This is a genomic window from Gordonia asplenii (assembly GCF_012933505.1).
Classification (GTDB): Bacteria; Actinomycetota; Actinomycetes; order Mycobacteriales; family Mycobacteriaceae; genus Gordonia; species Gordonia asplenii.
Map to the genome: position 1 here is coordinate 1 of NZ_JABBNB010000009.1, position 16,935 is coordinate 16,935.

General features: G+C 65.5%; 12 protein-coding genes. 3 read left to right on the plus strand and 9 right to left on the minus strand.

The features are described 5' to 3' along the window. Positions 1-82: 82 nt before the first annotated feature. The 3 genes from HH308_RS10365 to HH308_RS10375 form a co-directional block, all read right to left on the minus strand. Positions 83-409: a GIY-YIG nuclease family protein gene (locus tag HH308_RS10365; protein WP_170194130.1), complete on the minus strand. Its 327-nt coding sequence runs from the start codon at positions 407-409 to the stop codon at positions 83-85. 417 nt (positions 410-826) lie between these two features. Then, positions 827-3,205, minus strand: coding sequence for a heavy metal translocating P-type ATPase (locus HH308_RS10370; RefSeq protein WP_170194131.1), 2,379 nt, complete (start codon positions 3,203-3,205; stop codon positions 827-829). 1 nt (position 3,206) lies between these two features. After that, positions 3,207-4,148, minus strand: a complete 942-nt coding sequence (locus HH308_RS10375) for a DUF8832 domain-containing protein (protein ID WP_170194132.1) — start codon at positions 4,146-4,148, stop codon at positions 3,207-3,209. Between the two features lie 151 nt (positions 4,149-4,299). On the opposite strand from HH308_RS10375, the gene HH308_RS10380 reads away from it, so the two are divergent. The 3 genes from HH308_RS10380 to HH308_RS10390 all read left to right on the plus strand — a co-directional run bounded on the left by HH308_RS10380 (position 4,300) and on the right by HH308_RS10390 (position 10,617). Further along, positions 4,300-5,073, plus strand: a complete 774-nt coding sequence (locus HH308_RS10380; RefSeq protein WP_170194133.1) for a thioesterase family protein — start codon at positions 4,300-4,302, stop codon at positions 5,071-5,073. 96 nt (positions 5,074-5,169) lie between these two features. Then, entirely contained in the window at positions 5,170-7,179 is a 2,010-nt protein-coding gene (locus HH308_RS10385; protein WP_170194134.1) for an OPT family oligopeptide transporter, read from the plus strand. A 42-nt stretch (positions 7,180-7,221) separates the two neighbouring features. After that, complete coding sequence (locus HH308_RS10390) at positions 7,222-10,617, plus strand: serine/threonine-protein kinase (protein ID WP_170194135.1); 3,396 nt, start codon at positions 7,222-7,224, stop codon at positions 10,615-10,617. 50 nt (positions 10,618-10,667) lie between these two features. On the opposite strand, the gene HH308_RS10395 is transcribed toward HH308_RS10390, so the two are convergent. The 6 genes from HH308_RS10395 to HH308_RS10420 form a co-directional block, all read right to left on the minus strand. Beyond that, complete coding sequence (locus HH308_RS10395) at positions 10,668-11,123, minus strand: MaoC family dehydratase (protein WP_170194136.1); 456 nt, start codon at positions 11,121-11,123, stop codon at positions 10,668-10,670. Between the two features lie 528 nt (positions 11,124-11,651). Then, positions 11,652-12,365, minus strand: a complete 714-nt coding sequence (locus HH308_RS10400; protein WP_281362956.1) for an alpha/beta fold hydrolase — start codon at positions 12,363-12,365, stop codon at positions 11,652-11,654. A gap of 122 nt (positions 12,366-12,487) precedes the next feature. Then, positions 12,488-14,038 (minus strand): class I adenylate-forming enzyme family protein, encoded by a 1,551-nt coding sequence (locus HH308_RS10405; protein ID WP_170194138.1) that lies wholly within the window; start codon positions 14,036-14,038, stop codon positions 12,488-12,490. A 52-nt stretch (positions 14,039-14,090) separates the two neighbouring features. Continuing rightward, positions 14,091-14,435, minus strand: a complete 345-nt coding sequence (locus tag HH308_RS10410) for a DUF4286 family protein (RefSeq protein WP_170194139.1) — start codon at positions 14,433-14,435, stop codon at positions 14,091-14,093. Positions 14,436-14,519: 84 nt separating this feature from the next. Then, on the minus strand, positions 14,520-15,290 hold the full coding sequence (locus tag HH308_RS10415) for an SDR family NAD(P)-dependent oxidoreductase (protein WP_170194140.1): 771 nt from the start codon (positions 15,288-15,290) through the stop codon (positions 14,520-14,522). A gap of 84 nt (positions 15,291-15,374) precedes the next feature. Beyond that, entirely contained in the window at positions 15,375-16,931 is a 1,557-nt protein-coding gene (locus HH308_RS10420) for an aldehyde dehydrogenase family protein (RefSeq protein ID WP_211188383.1), read from the minus strand. Positions 16,932-16,935 lie beyond the last annotated feature (4 nt).

The following is a 16,935-nucleotide window of genomic DNA, read 5'->3' on the forward strand; positions in this document are numbered from 1 at the left end:
CGCCGTGCTGAGTGACCGCGAGGAACGAGCGGTTGTATCGAAGTAGAGGGGCAGGCGACCCGAAAGACCAACCCGACCACCGTCAGATGTCGTCTCGACGGCCGTTCCTGTTCGTCGACTGGAACCTCTTCTTACGTGATCGCTCAGACAGAAGTTCGATGTTGCCGTCGATCAGTGCCTGCTTCTTTCCGCGAGACCAATTGTGGATACGACCTTCGAGCGCGTAGGCCTCGGCAATCGCCTCATGCTCGACGTACCACTCGAGCGTGACCGGTTTGCGTCGTCGGGTGTAGGCGGCACCGCCCGGAATGCTGTTGTGCTGTGCGACGCGCTGTTCCATGGTGTTTGCGGTGCTTCCCGTGTAGAACGAGTCATCGGAGCAGCGAAGGATATAGGTGTAGGCGGTCATGTGGGAGATTGTCGACGACGCCGATCGAGGTGTTCGCTATCGACGTGGCCGTATGGCTCTGGTCTGTGGAGAACTGATCAATAGGGTCTTGCTGTGGACGACTGGAAGTGACGTGCTTCTGTGAAAATCGTTGGGCGTAAGCCGGTTTCAAAGGGATGCGGTGGTCGGGTTGGTCCCTTTGTCTCGCCAGACCCCGCTACTTCGATACAACCGCTCGTTCCTCGCGGTCACTCAGCACGGCGGTTACACCGAAGCTCGTTCCTCGCTTCGGCACTCGGGGAGCGGGGCGTTGCGAATGTTCCTCGTTTCGGCACTCGGGGAGCGGGGGCGTTGCGAATGTTTCTCGCTTCGGCACTCGGGGAGCGGGGGATGGGTCGCGGAGCACCTCGCTTCGGCGCTCGGGGACGCGGCTTCGGTCTAGCGGCCAAACCTCTTCAGTCGCAGGCTGTTTCCCACCACGAACACACTCGAGAGTGCCATCGCCGCACCGGCTAGCATCGGGTTGAGCAGACCCAGCGCCGCCAGCGGGAGCGCCGCCACGTTGTAGGCGAAGGCCCAGAACAGATTGGTCTTGATAGTGCGTAAGGTTCGGCGCGACAGGGCGATTGCGTCGGCCGCACCGCGTAGATCGCCGCGGACCAGAGTGATGTCGGCTGCCTCGATCGCGACGTCGGTGCCGGTGCCCATCGCCAAGCCGAGATCGGCCTGGGCAAGTGCCGCAGCATCATTCACGCCGTCGCCGACCATCGCGACAACCTTGCCCTGGGCCTGCAGCCGCGTGATCACGTCGACCTTGCCGGCAGGCAACACTTCGGCGATCACCTCGTCGATACCCACCTCGCGACCGATCTGGACGGCCGTCGCGGTGTTGTCGCCGGTCAGCAGGATCGGAGTGAGCCCCTGCGCTTTGAACCGTGAAATCGCTTCCGCACTAGTGGGTTTCACGGTGTCGGCGACCACGAGCACCGCGCGCGCCGCACCGTCCCAGCCAACTGCAACCGCAGTCTTTCCTTCGCTCTCTGCGCGGGCCTTCTCAGCGACCAGCTCGGCGGAGAGCGGCTGCGACCAATCGGCCAGCAGCGCCTCGCGGCCGACGGTCACCGCATGTCCGTCGACGACGCCCTGCACACCTAATCCTTCGATATTCGCGAAATCCGAAGCGGCAGGCAATGTCCCGACCTCCACACGTGCGGCACGCGCGACGGCCGCGGCGATCGGGTGCTCCGAGGAATCCTCCAGCGCACCGGCCAATCGCAACGCGTCAGCGCGCGACACACCCGGAGCCGTCGTCACACCCACGAGTGACATAGCGCCGGTGGTTACCGTGCCGGTCTTGTCCAACACGATCGTGTCGACCGCGTGCGTCGACTCCAACACCTCGGGCCCTTTGATCAGCACGCCCATCTGCGCGCCCCGCCCGGTCCCCACCAAAAGTGCTGTGGGGGTGGCTAGTCCGAGGGCACATGGGCACGCGATGATCAGTACGGCCACCGCCGCGGTGAATGCGGCGGTCACACCGAGGCCAGCGCCCAGCCAAGCACCCAGAGTCGCGACCGCGATCGCGATGACGATCGGCACGAACACTCCCGACACACGATCAGCCAGACGCTGGACTTCGGCCTTGCCCGACTGCGCATCTTCGACGAGCTTGGCCATCTGCGCGAGCTGGGTGTCCGCGCCGACGCGAGTCGCCCGAACTACAAGGCGCCCACCGGCATTCACCGTGGCACCAGTCACCGAGTCGCCCGGCCCGACCTCGACCGGAGCGGATTCACCGGTCAGCAGCGCCAGATCGATCGCCGAGGTCCCCGTCACGACGACGCCGTCGGTTGCGATCTTCTCGCCGGGCCGCACCACGAATTCATCGCCGACCCGCAACTCGTCGATCGGGATCCGGATCTCGTTCACCTGTCCCGTCGCGTCGCTCGCCGCGGCGGTATTTCCCGTCGCTTCGCTCGCCCCGGTGTCGTCTCCCGTCACTGCGCTCGCCCCGGTGGCATTTCCCGTCGCTTCGCTCGCCGTGGCGCGAAGCACCGCAACATCTTTCGCACCGAGCTCCAGCAGGGCACGCAATGCGGACCCGGCATTTCGCTTGGCCCGCTTCTCGAAATAGCGTCCGGCGAGGATGAAGGTGGTGACGCCCGCCGCGACCTCGAGATAGATGTTCCCGGCACCGTCGGTCGGTGACACGGTGAAGCTGAATCCGTGCGTCATCCCGGGCTCGCCGGCCGTGCCGAAGAACAGCGCGTACAGCGACCACCCGAACGCCGACAGCGTGCCCAGCGAGATCAGTGTGTCCATCGTCGCAGCACCGTGCCGCAGATTGGTCCAGGCGGCACGATGGAACGACCACGCCGCCCACAGGACGACCGGCGCGGCTAATGTCAACGACGCCCACTGCCAATAGGTGAACTGCCATGCGGGCACCATCGCGAGCACGATGACCGGAATCGACAGCACCGCTGCGCCGATCAGCCGCTGCCGCAGCGAGATCAGCTCGCGTTCGGCCGCGTCGGGTCCGGCCTCCGCGTCGACGACGGGAGTGGGCACGCTGGCGGAGTACCCGGCCTTGCGCACCTCACTGACGAGCAGCGCGGCGTCGTAGCCGACGGGGGCGTCGACGTGCGCCTTCTCCGTCGCGTAGTTGACGGTCGCGGTCACGCCGTCGAGCTTGTTGAGCTTGCGTTCGATGCGGTTGGCGCACGAGGCGCAGGTCATGCCGCCGATCTCGAGTTCGATCGGGACTGTCGCGGCGTCGGTGGGAGCCATGGGTGTGTTCCTCGTCGATGTGGTCATTTCAGTGTCCGCCATGCGTGTCGTGATCGGGGGCGGTCGCGGTCGGCGGCGTGGACGTCGTGCCTGCGTCGAGCACGAACGTCGCGGTGCGGACCGCGCCGTCGACCTGGAAGTCGAGGTAGAGCAGGTAGCGTCCGACGCTGGGGACACTCGCCATGAAGTCGATCGTCGGACCCGACCTGTCGTCGGGCTTCGGCTCGCCGCCCATGGCATGTACGTGCAGGTAGGCGAGGTCGCCCTGGCGTAGTGCGACGAGGTGCCCGAAGGCGCCCAGGTACGGCTCCAGGGCGGTCACGGCTGCGCCGTCGTGAGTGATGGTCACGCGCAAATCACTCGACGTCCCCGCGTTCAGTGTCCCGGACAGCGTCGCCGTGTAGCCGTCGACGGTCGACGTGGTGATCGGGCCGGCGGGCGCTTGTGGGCGCAGCTCGCCCACGACGTCGACCGTGCGGCTCAGCGTGACCGACGTCGCGGCCGACGACGGGGTGAAGTCGGCGAACACCCGATAGGTTCCGGCGGCGGGCCAGGTCCACGGAATCGACCAGGTGCCGGTCGCGGCGTCGAGTCGCGGGTGAACGTGGCGATAGCCGCTGCCGTCGGAACGAACGACGATCAAATGCAACTGCTTGTCGTGTGCGGTCGCATAGCTGGTCAGTGGTTTGTGAGAGGCGTCGTCGATCCGGAACGAGAGGGTCCCCGCGGTTGCGATCGTCGTCGGTGCGCTCACCGGACTCAGGACGTATCCGCCGGCTGCCGTCGACAGTCCCATCAGGTCGGTCGCGGCAATCGGCGCGGGCGCGTCGTGGCCGGTGTGACGATCGTCGGACGCCGTCCACCGCGCGACGACGTCGGCAGGGACGAGTGGCTTGGCGAGCGCGAACGATATCCCGAAGATCGCGAGCAGTCCCGCACTGTACAGACCCAGTCGGCTTGCGGTATTCACCTGAACCTCATTCCTCTGACTTCATTCTTCAGCGGATACCCCTAGAGGGTATTCCTTCCGTGGATTCGTTTATACCCCTATGGGGTATTGATGGCAACCTGTCGGCCACGCCGTTCGACCCGCGCCGAACCCCGCGTGCTACCAAAGATCAATGACCACCGACGTCTATTTCCATCGCACCGGCCCGGCGTCGTATCGGCCCACCGAACACGTCAGCGGCGGATGGAACACCGCGGAACAGCACGTCGCACCCGGTTTCGGGCTGCTGACCCACCTGGTCGAGGTCGATCGCGACGCGCGCGGTTCCGACCTCGTGATCGGCCGGGTGTCCTTCGACATCCTGGGCACCATCACGATGGACGTCGTCGACTGCGCCGTCGAAGTGATCCGCCCGGGCCGGACCATCGAGTTGGTGGAAGCCACGATGTCGCAGGGCGGGCGCGACGTCGTACGGCTGCGTGCCTGGCTGATGAGCGCCTCGGACACCGCATCGATCGCCGGGTCCGCACTGCCGCTGATTCCCGGTCCCGACGACCTCGACGAATGGTCGGCGAGCAGTGTCTGGCCCGGCGGATTCATCGCGTCGGCGCAGGTTCGACGCCGTGAACTCGACCTCGGTCACGCGGTGTATTGGGTCCGCACCGACGTCGCGCTCCTCGACGAACCGGTCAGCTCCACCGCCCGCGCGGTCGGGCTGCTCGACATCGCCAACGGCATAGCCACCCGCATCCACCCCGATGAACTCGCCTATCCGAACCTCGACCTGACCGCGCACCTGTTCGAGGCGCCGAACGGCGGCTGGCTGGGATTCGACACGTCGGTCTCGTTCGGCCGCGCGGGGATCGGCCTGACGTCGTCGCGGATCTACGACGAGACCGGGCCGATCGGAACGGTCGCCCAAACGCTGACCCTGCGTCGAAAGTGACGGGCTGCTAACGCATCGGCGACTTTCCGCCAAACGGGGTGAGCGGCGGACTTAAGGTTGGAGCGTCTGTGCGACGTACCGACCAAGGGAGTCACCGTGTCTACAACTGCGCCGAGTGCGCCGACCCTGCGTGAACTGACCCTGCGGGGTGTTCTGCTCGGCGGTGCCATCACCCTGATCTTCACCGCCGCCAACGTCTATCTCGGCTTGAAGGTGGGCCTCACATTCGCCACCGCGATCCCGGCTGCGGTCATCTCGATGAGCATCCTGCGGTACTTCGCGAATCACTCGGTGATCGAGAACAACATCGTGCAGACCATCGCCTCGGCGGCGGGCACGCTCTCGGCGATCATCTTCGTGCTGCCCGGCCTGATCATGATCGGCTGGTGGGCGGGCTTCCCGTACTGGACGACGCTCGCGGTCTGTGCGGTCGGCGGCATTCTGGGCGTCATGTACTCGATCCCGCTGCGTCGAGCACTGGTCACCGGCTCCGACCTGCCCTACCCCGAAGGCGTCGCGGCCGCAGAGGTGCTCAGCGTCGGCGACACGTCGCACGGCGTCGAAGAGAACAAACTCGGGCTGCGCATCATCGTCGTGGGAAGTCTTGTGGCAGCGGGCTTTTCGCTCCTATCCGCGCTTAAGGTGGTGAGCAGCTCACTGGCCGCGACGTTCCGCGTCGGTGCGGGTGGCTCGATGTTCGGGGCGAGCCTGTCACTGGCGCTGATCGGTGTCGGACACCTCGTCGGCCTGGCCGTCGGTATCGCAATGCTCGTGGGACTCGTCATCTCGTTCCTCGTGATGCTGCCGATCCGGACGTCGCACAATCTTCCGCTCACCGGTGACATCGCCGACGCGGTCGGCAGTATCTTCTCCCACGAAGTCCGATTCATCGGCGCGGGCGCCATCGCGGTGGCCGCGGTGTGGACGCTGCTCAAGATCATCGGCCCCATCGCCCGCGGCATCAAAGCAGCGCTGGCGTCGTCACGTGCGCGGCGCCAGGGTGCGATCGTCGACATCACCGAGCAAGATCTCCCCATCCAGTACGTCGTGGGTGTGGTGCTGGTGTCGATGATTCCCATCGCACTTCTGTTGTGGGGCTTCGTATCCAGCGGCCCGCTCGCCGGCAACGCAGGCGGGATCATCGCCGTCAGTGTGGTGTTCGTGTTGCTGATCGGCTTGCTGGTCGCCTCGGTCTGCGGCTACATGGCCGGACTGATCGGGTCGTCGAACAGCCCGATCTCCGGGGTCGGCATCCTGGTGGTCCTCATCGCGGCGATTCTCATCAAATTCACCTACGGGACCTCGGAAGGCAAGGAGACGACGGCGCTCATCGCGTTCACATTGTTCACCGCCGCAATCGTTTTCGGCGTCGCGACGATCTCCAACGACAATCTGCAGGACCTCAAGACCGGCCAGCTGGTCGGTGCGACGCCGTGGAAACAGCAGGTCGCGCTGATCATCGGGGTGGTGTTCGGGTCGGCGATCATTCCGCCGATCCTGGGGTTGATGCAAACCGCGTTCGGCTTCGAAGGCGCCCCCGGTGCGGGCAGTGATGCACTGGCCGCACCGCAGGCGGCGCTGATCTCCTCGCTCGCCAAGGGCGTGTTCGGCGGTGATCTCGACTGGGGGCTCATCGGGCTCGGCGGCGCGATCGGCGTGGTGGTCATCATCGTCGACGAAGTGCTGGGGCACACCACCAAGAAGTTCCGGTTGCCGCCCCTGGCGGTGGGGATGGGCATGTATCTGCCGATGTCGTTGACGCTGATCATTCCGATCGGCGCCATCCTCGGCCGGTTCTACGACACCTGGGCCGAACGCACCGGCACGAGCGTCGAGCGCAAGAAGCGGTTCGGCGTGCTGTTGGCGACCGGTCTGATCGTCGGCGAGAGCCTGTTCGGTGTGGTGTTCGCCGGGATCGTCGCGGCGTCGGGCAAGGAAGACCCGCTGGCTCTACCGTTCATCGGCGACGGATTCACACACTGGGCCGAAGCGCTCGGCGTGGTGGTGTTCATCCTGTTCGTCGGCGGGCTGTACAAGATCACCCAGAAGTGGGCGGCGAAAGAGCCGAGCACTGATGAGCCCAGTACCGCGAATTTAGCGAAATAACGGTTTACGCTGGACTTATCCGGTGCTCGAAAAGGCGATGACATGGCCGAAGACGACCTCAATGCGACGCAGCAGGCCGCTGCCGTAGACGTCGTGGCCGAGTTGGCCGACGCCGGCTTCGCCGCTGCCGAAGCCATCGGCCATGGCGGGTTCGGCGTGGTCTACCGCTGCGAGCAGCCGTCGCTGGACCGGACCGTCGCGGTGAAGGTGATGACCGATCACCTCGAAGACACCAGCGTCGAACGATTCCTCCGCGAGCAGCGGGCGATGGGGCGCTTGTCCGGACATCCGAATATCGTCAACATCCTCGAGGTCGGGACCACGCCGTCGGGGATGCCGTTCATCGTGATGCCCTACCATCGCAACGACTCGCTCGACGCCGCGATCCGTACCCAGGGGCCGCTCGACGCCGCCGAGGTGCTGCGCATCGGAGTGAAGATCGCCGGCGCCATCGAGGCGGCGCATCGGTCGGGCACCCTGCACCGTGACCTGAAGCCGGCCAACATCCTGCTGTCCGAATACGGTGAGCCAGAGCTGTGCGACTTCGGAATCGCCCGCGTCACCGGAGGTTTCGAGACCGGGTCGGACATCGTGACCGGCTCGCCGGCGTTCCTGGCCCCGGAATTGATGACCGGAGCCGAGCCGTCGGTCGCCTCCGACGTCTACGGCCTCGGCGCGACACTGTTCTGCGCGTTGACCGGCCATGCCGCATTCGAACGGCGCAGCGGGGAAAAGGTGATCGCGCACTTCGTGCGAGTCGCGGGCCAAGCACTTCCGAACCTGCGAGACAAGGGAATCGCACCCGAAGTGTCGGCCGCCATCGAAGCGGCGATGGCCCGCGAACCAGAGGAGCGCCCGGCGTCGGCCTATGCCTTCGGCGAATTGTTGCAGCACGCGCAGCGAGCACTGGGACTACCGGTCGACGAAATGGCGGTGCCCAATACCGCGGAATCGACGATCGGGGGCACGTCGTCGGGCGCGACGGGCCGCGGCTCTGCGTCGAAATCGCTTGCCACACAGCCGAGTATGCTCACCCAGCCGGCGACGTCGTCGGGGCCGATCACCGCGCCACCGGTGCCCGCCACGAAGTTTCATCCGCCGGTGCGTCCGCGTGTGCAGGTACGGCGGGATCGATTGATGAACCTGCTGCGTGCGGGGGAACGGCGTCGGCTGGTAGTCATTCACGCACCGGCCGGGTACGGCAAGACGACGGTCGCGGCGCAGTGGGCCGAGGCGCTGATGGACGACGGCGTGACCGTCGCCTGGCTGACCGTCGACGACGACGACAACAACCAGGTGTGGTTTCTCGCGCACATCATTCAGTCGCTGACGCGCTCGGACCCCAGGTTGACCGATGGGCTGGCCGACCTGCTCGAGGAACACGGCGAGAACGCGCAGAAGTACGTGCTCACCTCGCTGATCAACACGATCCACACGCGCAAGCAGCAGGTGGCGGTGGTGATCGACGACTGGCACCGGGTGACCGACCCGGGCGCGCAGTCGGCGTTCGACTTCCTCCTCGAACACGGCTGCCATCACCTGCAGATCATCATCACCAGCCGCTGGGGGGTGGGACTGCCGCTGAGCAAGATGCGGGTCCGCGACGAGCTGGTAGAGATCGACATCTCCGGCCTGTGCTTCGACGCGACCGAGACCCACGACTTCCTGGTCGACGCCGCCGGATTGGATTTGGCCACAACGGATATACATGATCTGTGTACCGCGACCGACGGATGGGTGGCGGCTCTACAGCTCGCCAGCGTGTCGCTGCGCGGTAGCGGGTCGCCGTCGGATCTGATCGGCCACATCTCCGGCAGGCATCAGGCGATCGGAGACTTCCTCGCCGAGAACGTGCTGAGCTCCCTCGACGAGCAGATGCTGAAATTCCTGCTCGCGACGTCGGTCACCGAGCAGGTGTGCGCCTCTCTGGCGACGGCGCTGTCGGGGCGCTCGCGCGGGCAGGCGTTGTTGGAGGAGATCGAAGCGCGCGATCTGTTCCTGCGGCGGGTCGACCCGGGCGGCGAGTGGTTTGCCTACTATCCGCTGTTCGCCGAGTTTCTGCGCAGACGGCTGGAACGGGACTATGAAGAGCTCTTGATTCCGTTGCACCGCAAGGCATCCGCCTGGTTCGCCGAGCATGACATGCTCAGTCAGGCAGTGCAGCACGCGCTTGCGGCCGGTGACGCGGAGACCGCCGCCGACCTCATCGAGCGGCGCGGGCAGGATCTGATCGAGCAGTCGGCGATGCATGTCCTGCACGGGTTGATCGACAAGTTGCCTGCCGACGTCGTCGACACCCGCCCTCGGCTGCTGCTGCTCGTCGCGTGGTGTTACGGGCTGATCGGTCGTGCCGATGCCGCGCTGGCCGTGCTCGACCGGGTCGCCGCGGTCGCCGACCTCGCCGACGACATCCGCTGCTCCGCCGACGTGATTCGCGCGGTCGTCGATGCGCTCGCCGATCGCACCGATCGTATCGACGAACTGATCGACGAAATCATGTCTCGCCCAGAGGGATTCTCGCCGTTCTACGCGTCGGCGGCCGGCAACCTGGCCGCGATCAGCGCGCTCGCCCGATTCGACTTCGAGGAGTCGCATCGCTGGCTGGAATGGGCGGAGCCGTTTCACGAGCGCAACACCGGCTCCTACGCGTCGATGTACGGCCACGCGATGGATGGACTGGCGTGGTTCGAACAGCTCGATCTCGACGCCGCCGAAGAACAGTTCCGGGCAGCACTCACCGCGGCGTCGACGACGGGGCAAGCACATGCGCAGTCCGGCCGGCTCGCGAGTGCGATGCTGGCCCAAATCCTTTATGAGCGAGGCAAACTCGGCGAAGCGTCGCAGTTGCTCGACGAGAGTTTCCGGCTGACTCCCGAAGAAGGGGCAGTCGACACGATCATCGCCCGCTATGTGATCGGCGCGCGCCTGGCGACGCTGCGCGGTGACACCGAGGAGGCGGCGAGTTGCCTCGACGACGCGGTTGCCATCGGCGAACGCTCGGGTGCGCGACGCCTGGTGGCGGCGGTGGAATGCGAACAGGTGATTCAGGGGGTGCCGACACGACGTCGGGTGCGTCCACGGATCACCTTCGCCGAACGTCGCAAACCGGAGTCGGGGTTCGCCGAAGTCGCACGGCAGTACGAACACGAGACCGCGATTCGCTTGTTGCTCAACGACTCTGAGTCGTTCGACACCGCATGTCAGTGGGCCGCCGACTGGGTGGACTACCTCAGCGACACCGGACGCGAGCGGGCGCTGCTGCGTGCGCAGCGGCTGTTGGCGGTGTGCCTGTTGACGGCCGGTCGGGTCGACGAGGGGCGCGCAGTGGCGGCCGCCGTCGTCGTACGCTGTGCCGAGGTGGGCATGATGCGCTTCGCGGTAGACGGGGGAAAAGTGTTGCGGGAGAGTCTCAACACGTTTTCTCACGCTCAACACTGAAAAATCGGTGTTGAACGTGAGAAAACCGGGTGAGGTTTCTGCCGACCCGACTACGGGGTGACGACCACCAAGGTTTCGGCGACGCAGGCCGGCTTCGCCGCACCTTCGGCGGTGATCACGTACTTGACGGTGAGGACGGCACCCGCCGGGCTCTCGCTGACGTCGGCGACGGTCGCGGTCGCCGTCAGCACGCTGTTGACCGGGACCGGGGTGGGGAAGCGAACCTTGTTGGCGCCGTAGTTGATTCGAGCGCCACCGAAGTCCATGTTGATCAGGCCGCCGCCGAGCAGCGGGATCAGGGACAGCGTCAGATAGCCGTGGGCGATGGTGGCGCCGAACGGGCCGGCGGCGGCGCGCTCGGCGTCGATGTGGATCCACTGGTGGTCGCCGGTTGCGTCGGCGAACGCGTTGATGCGGTCCTGCGTGATGGTCAGCGGCGCGCCGGGGCCGATCTCTTCGCCGATGGCGGCGCGAACTTCGTCGAGCGAGGTGAATGTGCGGGTCATAGTCGGGCTCCTTAGTGATGGCGGTCGTTGCATCTATCTGTACCCGCGCCGAGCCCGAGACCGTGTCGCGGGGTCGGTTGCCCGGCGGTTGCCCTGCGCTGCGACGCGTTCGACTGTCGGGGAGCGGGGTGGCTTGGGTGCTTCGGGTCGCCGCCCCTCGATACACCGAAGCTCGTTCCTCGATTCGGCACTCGGGGAGCCGGGGGTTTGCGCCATTCGGGGGGGCTGGGCGTGGATGACCGAAGCTCGCCCTCTCCGCTCATCGAGTGCCGACGCGAGCGCAGCGAGCGTCGGTGTAACGAGATGCGGCGAGCCGACGTCAGAGACAGAACCGAAAGCTCGCTCTCGCACGATGTTCCATAGCGGCCTGAGTACGTCATCTCACCAAACCCCTCGTTACACCGAAGCTCGTTCCTCGCTTCGGCACTCGGGGAGCGGGGTGGGCTTCGAGGCTCGTTGCTTTGACTCGCTTCTTGCTCAGCCCGCGCCTCGATCCGACTCAACCCGCGTGGGACGACCGCCCGACCGTCAGTCGCCGAGGAATTCGGCGATCAGCGGGCCGACTCGGTCCGGTTCGTCGAAGAGCATCATGTGGCCGGCGCCGCCGACTATCTCCAAGCGTGCGTTGCGGATTCGCGCGGCCAGCAGCCGCCCGTTGGCGACGCGCACCACGGGGTCGTCGTCGCCCTGCAGCACGAGTGTTCGACACTGGATGCGGTGCAGCCACGGATGACTGCTCCACGGCATCACCGCGATCTGCAGGTACCGGTATCCGGTCTTGCTGGGCGGGTGGGCCTGACGGTCGGCCAGAATCGCGTCGAGCACCTCGGCGTCGCGTGCGGTGCGTCCGCCCGCCAGGATCGGAATATCCCGTGCCGCAACGGCTTTGCTGTGGTAGCGCCGGGTCGACAGCAGGGCTCGCTGCGCGGTGAACCGCGGCGGCAGCCAGGGCACGCCGGCGACCGTCGCCACTAGAACCATCCTGCGCAGTCGGCCGGGATGACGGTGTGCGAACTCCTGCGCGACCGTTCCGCCGTGCGAGTATCCCAGGACGTCGACTCGGTCGACGTCGAGTTCCGACAGTGCCGCGGCGAAGGTGTCTGCGATCGCACCGATCGACATCGGGCGGCGGGGCACCTCGGAGCGACCCATGCCCGGTGTGTCGATCATGATGACGTCCCGGTCGCCGATGGCGTCGAGCAGCGGACCCCACGAATCCATGGATCCGCCTAGCCCGTGCATGAGCACGAGTGGCACATCCCCCGCCCCTGGTCGCCGTCGGGAGAACAGGTGCAGTCCCCCTGCGACGATCTCCCGGTCGATGTAGCGGCTCGTAGTGTGTGTTTCCTCGTGATCCGTGTTCGTCACGACTGTGCCACCCGTTCTGCTCCGAGGTCACGGAGCTTTGTCTTGAGGACCTTGCCGCCGGCATTGCGCGGCAGTGCGTCGACTACGTGATAGTGCTTGGGCACCTTGTATTTCGCGAGTCGTTCGGTCAGCCAACCGCGTACCGACTCGACATCCACCGTTGCGCCTTCGGCGGCGACGATGAAGGCGGCACCGACTTCGACGAACCTGTCGTCGGGTACCCCGACGACCGCCGCGTCGGCGATGTCGTCGTGGCCGGTGATGACCATCTCGACCTCGGCCGGGTACACGTTCTCACCGCCGCTGCGGTACATGTCCTTGGCCCGTCCGGCGATCGAGAGATATCCGTCCTTGTCGATCCGGCCGAGATCGCCGGAGTGACACCAACCGTCCTGGAAAGTCTGTGCGTCGGCCTCCGGGCGATTCCAGTAGCCGATGGAGACACCGCCCGACCGGACGCAGATCTCGCCGACCTCGTCGACGTCGGTGAGGGTGCCGTCCGGCCTGATGACTTTGACCTCGGTCATGGCCTGAGGTCGGCCGATGCTGCTCTCGTGTCCGCGAGCGACGTCGAATTCCAGACTCGTCGAGACCGCTCCACCTTCGGTGAGGCTGTAGGACTGCACCAACTCGATGCTCGGCAGCTTCTGTTCCAGCACGTCGTACACCCAGGGCATCACGATGTCGCCGCCGGTCACGATGCGCTTTAACGATGTGGGCAGCTGGGCGATCAACGCGTCGTCGCGCAGCAGGTCGAACAGCATGAACGGATAGAGCAGCATTGTCGTCGTCGACCGATCCCGGCCGACGGACAGGAAGTTCTCCAACGTGAAGCCGCCCGACGGGAAGGTGACCGCCGTTCCGTGTGCGAGCAGTGTCGGCAGCAGCAGCACCTCGAATCCGCCGGCGTGAAACAGCGGCCCACTGGTCTGCGAAACCGAGGTGTGGTCGAGGTGCCAGCGCTGCGCCTGAATCGATCCGATCCACAGGGCGTTCCCGTGCGAGAACAGGGCGCCCTTCGGGCGGCCCGTTGTTCCCGACGAGTACATCAGCGAGGCCGGGTCGTCGAAGCTCATCTCAGGAAAGCCACTCGCGTCGGACTCGGCCGCGGCGAAAATGTCCAGCGGCGTGGCCCAGTCGATCGTTCCGCCGCGCGAGACGTAGACCGTGACGTCGATCTGGTCGCGGATGGGTTCGATGTTCGGCGCGAACTCGGCGTCGAACACCAAAACGGTTGCGCCGGAATCGCTTAGCGCGAATTGCAGCTCGGGTGCGGTCAGTCGCCAGTTGAGTCGGACCGAGATCCCACCCGCCCGAGCCACCGCCAGGTAGAACGCGACGTACTCGACCGAGTTCCGCAACAGAACTCCGACGCGGTCGCCCTTCTTCACGCCCGCATTCTGTAACGCCCGGGCGTACCGAAGTTCGAGGGCGCGCAGTGCTGCCCACGAAACCAACTGCTCGTCACCCAATGCGAGTGCGGGCCGTTCGGGATCAACGACTGGAATCTGGGCGGCGATCGAGTCGGTGACGAAATTGAGACTCATCCCCATGAGAATTGCTCCTTGTATCTATGTTGGGCCGGCCCGACGACCGGTATCAATCCTTGGACTCGACCCGGGGGCCACGCTTGGCGAAGATGAGCCCGATGCGCTCGGGGTGCAGCGCTTCGCTGATCACCATGTCCGGTGTGTTGTAGCGGCGCTGCAGCTGGGCTATCGTGCCGGCGAGATCGTCGGTCTCGATCTCGTACATCGCGCCGTACTTGTACGGGAAGGGGGCCTCGCCACGCTGGTGCTCGGCGAGCTCGAACCGCTGCGCGGACTGAAAGCCGGGTACGGCAGCCGCGTCATGGACGTGGACGTTGTCGTACCACTCGTTGTACTCATCTTCCTGTTCTGGAGTGGTCGGGTTGGTCAGGACCCAATACTGGTATTCAGCCATTTGGTTGCTCCTTCAGTGTGGTTTCGAACCATGTGGTTTGTTTTGTCGGACGTGATGTGATTTGTTTTGTCGGACGTGATGGGACTAACGGCAGACGACGCCGCCGTCGACCGGCAGTGGTACACCGGTGATGAATGACGCCTCGTCAGACAGCAAGAACAACACCGCATAGGCAACCTCGATCGGCTGCGCGACGCGGCCCATCGGTACCAGACCCATGACCCGCTTGAGGTTGTCCTCTGCCTTCGCTTCGTCGCCGGGACGGGAGAAGAACGAGGGCATCATCGGGGTCTCGATGGGGCCTGGGCAAACAGCGTTCACCCGAATCTTCTCAAGTGCGTAGCGCTGCGCGAGCGACATCGTGAGGCCGACGATGCCGAACTTCGTCACCGAGTACGTCGGGCTCATCGTCGATCCGACAAGGCCGCCCATCGACGAGGTGAACACTATCGAGCCGCCACCGCGCCGTCGCATATGCTGAATCGACTCGCTGGCGCATACCACCGACGACCGCACGTTGAGGTCCATTGCGAACTCGTAGTCCTTCATCGGCAGATCCTCGAATGCCGACGGACCGGTGGTCCCCGCGTGCGACCACAGCAGATCGAGTCCGCCGAGCCAGTCCGTCGACTCCGCGATGACGCGCTTGGTGTCATCAACGTCTGCGAGATTGGCCTTGAAGCCCTTGGCCTTGCCGCCGTCGGAAGTGATCGCATCGACCGTCGCCGCGATGTTCTCCTCGTTGATATCGACGACCGCGACGGTGGCACCTTCTTTCGCGAAGAGCTCGCAGCCTGCCCGGCCCATGCCTGACCCGCCGGCGGTCACGATCGCCAGCTTCTCGTTCAGTCTCATTGCTGTGTTCTTCTCCCGTTGTTGTCCTGCTTGACGCTTTTCCCGATTGGTGTGACGCGATGACTTGCCCGTGACTACAGCCGACTACTCCTGACCCAGCGGCGTACTGAGGACGAGGCCGTAGAACTTCTTGTTCAGATCGTTCGTCAGGTCGATCGTGATGGCCTTGTCCTGGGTGAACTCGTCGAGTGCATCCGGGCCGAGCTCACGGCCGAAGCCGCTCTGCTTGTAGCCGCCGAACGGGAGGTCGTTGTTGATGTTGTGCCAGTCGTTGATCCAGACCGACCCCGCCTTGAGCTGCTGTGCGATCTCCAGACCCTTGGTGGCGTCGGTGGTCCAGATGCCTGCCGACAGGCCGTACTCGGTGTCGTTCGCGATCTGGATCGCCTCGTCGACCGTGTCGTACTTGATGACGCTGACGACCGGGCCGAAGATCTCCTCGCAGCTGATCTTCATGTCGTTCGACGCGTTGGTGAACACTGTCGGGTTGACCCAGAAGCCCTTCTCGTATCCGGGGCCCTGCGGGCTGTCGCCGCCGAGTGCGACGGTGGCACCCTGAGCTTTGCCGGACTCGATATAGCCGAGGATCCGCTCGCGTTGCTGCGCGGACATGACCGGGCCGATGTCGGTGGCGGGGTCGAGTGGGTTGCCGACCTTGAGGGTCTTCATCCGCGCGACCAGCCGCTCGACGAATTCGTCGTGGATCGACGCCGGGAGCAGCAGTCGGGTACCGGATTCGCAGGCCTGGCCTGCATGCATGCAGAACGCCCAGATCGAGCCGTCGACGGCGATGTCGAGGTCCGCGTCTTCCAGAACGATGTTCGGGCCCTTGCCGCCGAGTTCCAGCAGCACGCGTTTGAGATGCTTCGCCGACGCCTCCATCACGTGCCGTCCGACCGCCGTCGAACCGGTGAAGGAGATCAGCGCGACGTCGGGGTGCTGCACGAGTGCCTCGCCGACGACCGGGCCATCGCCGACGATGACGTTGAGAACTCCGTCCGGCAGCCCCTCCTCCTTGAAGATGGCGGCGAGTTCGAGGGCGAAAGTCGGAGTCTTCTCGTCGACCTTGATCACGACGCTGTTGCCGACGGCCATGGACGGCAGGGTCTTCCACATGGCGAAGTTCGCCGGGAAGTTCCACGGACAGATGCCCGCGGTGACGCCCAGCGGCTCTTTGGCGATGTAGCCGGTCTGCAGTGCGGCACCGCCGATCGGCGCGGGGCGCACCCACTCGTGCTTGCGGATCAGCTCTGCGTAGTGGAAGACGTGTCCCACCGGGAAGCCGACGCCGAGCGCACCTGAGAGTCGCAGCGGCATCCCCGTGCCCTTGGTGCCCTCGACGGTGAATTCCTCGGCGCGGGCCATCACTCGCTGACCGACGCGGTCGAACAGGGCGGCCCGTTCGGCGGGCGGGGTATTGCGCCACTCGCCTGACTCGAAGGCCGCCTTGCCCGCGGCGACGGCGGCGTCGACGTGCGCGGGTGTCGCCTTGGCGCAGGTTACGTTGACTTCTTCGGTAGCGGGGTTGATGACGTCGTAGTGATCGTCGGTGTCGACCCACTCACCGCCGATGAACATCCGATAGTGCGGGGTTCCGTCACGGTCGACGGAGGGTGTTTCGGCGGGTGCTGCGGTTGTCATGGTG